The sequence below is a fragment of the Pseudarthrobacter oxydans genome, from assembly GCF_013314975.1.
Lineage (GTDB): Bacteria > Actinomycetota > Actinomycetes > Actinomycetales > Micrococcaceae > Arthrobacter > Arthrobacter oxydans.
In genome coordinates this window covers 1-1,117 of the sequence record NZ_JABTYH010000082.1, presented here as the reverse complement: position 1 = coordinate 1,117, position 1,117 = coordinate 1, and the positions used below count along the sequence as shown (strand labels likewise).

Sequence of the window (1,117 nt, the reverse complement as noted above, 5' to 3'; positions counted from 1 at the left end):
TGTACTAACCCGGTTGGTTGGTGACACGGCTGGCCGGTGAGGCGCCTTTGAGTGCGGTGTGGGGCCTGCGCTGATTGTAGTACTCGATGAAGTCTGGGTAACAGGCTTGCCGTTCGGCTTCTGAGTTGTAGGCCTTGGCGTAGGCCCATTCCTCTTGGAGGATGCGGTTGAAGCGTTCGACCTTGCCGTTGGTTTGGGGCCGGTAGGGGCGTGTGCGTTTGTGCTTGATGCCGGCCTCGGCCAGGACAGCGGCGAAGGCGCGGGAGCGGTAGCAGGAGCCGTTATCGGTGAGCACCCGCTGGATTTTGACGCCCCGGGCGGTGAACGCTGTGATGGCGTTGCGCATGAACGCCGAGGCTGTCTCTTTGGTTTCGTCGGGCAGGATCTCGGAGTATACGAATCGGGAATGGTCATCCACTGCGTGATGGAGGAAGGTATAGCCCCGGACCTGGCCGCGGTCCTTGGACCGGCCTTCTGCGAGGTTCCTGGCCCGGGAGTTCGCTTCGCCTTGTACCCGGCCGTGAACGCGGTGTCCGCCGCCGTTGGGTATGCGGCCGAGCTTCTTGATGTCCACGTGGATCATTTCCCCGGGCCAGGCATATTCGTATCGGCGGGCGTGGTCTCGGCCGCGGATCCTGATCCCTGTGGCCGGGTCGGTGAAGCGCAGCGGCGGACACAGGTAGCGGGTCAGGATGCGGTGGACCGTGGAGACATTCAGGTGCAGGTGGTACGCGATCCGGGCCGGACCCCAGCGACGGTTCACGCGCAGTCCCAGCACACGCCGTTCGGTGCGCATCCGGGTCCGGTGCGGGCACGTCAGGGGCCGGCTCCTGCGGTCTTCCAGCGCAGCCTCACCCAACTCCCGATAGCGGCGGGACCAGCGCGCGGCTGTCGGGACGGAAACGTTGAATCTCTCGGCAGCACGGCGCAAAGGCCAGCCATCAACCACGATGCACCGGGCCAGCTGAAGACGCCCCGAATAGGCCAAAAACGCGTTACGGTGGGACACGAGGACCTCCTGGTTTGTGTTCGCTCTCGACAAGCACCACACAACACCCGGAGGTCCTCTTATTGCGTCAAATCAATCCCCGTGTCATCAACCAGCCGGGACAGTACA

1 protein-coding gene is annotated in these 1,117 nt (G+C 63.8%); it reads right to left on the bottom strand.

All coding sequences use genetic code 11. From position 1 onward, the window contains the following. Positions 1-4 precede the first annotated feature (4 nt). Positions 5-1,009: an IS481 family transposase gene (locus tag HTS88_RS21955; RefSeq protein WP_174182309.1), complete on the bottom strand. Its 1,005-nt coding sequence runs from the start codon at positions 1,007-1,009 to the stop codon at positions 5-7. Positions 1,010-1,117 lie beyond the last annotated feature (108 nt).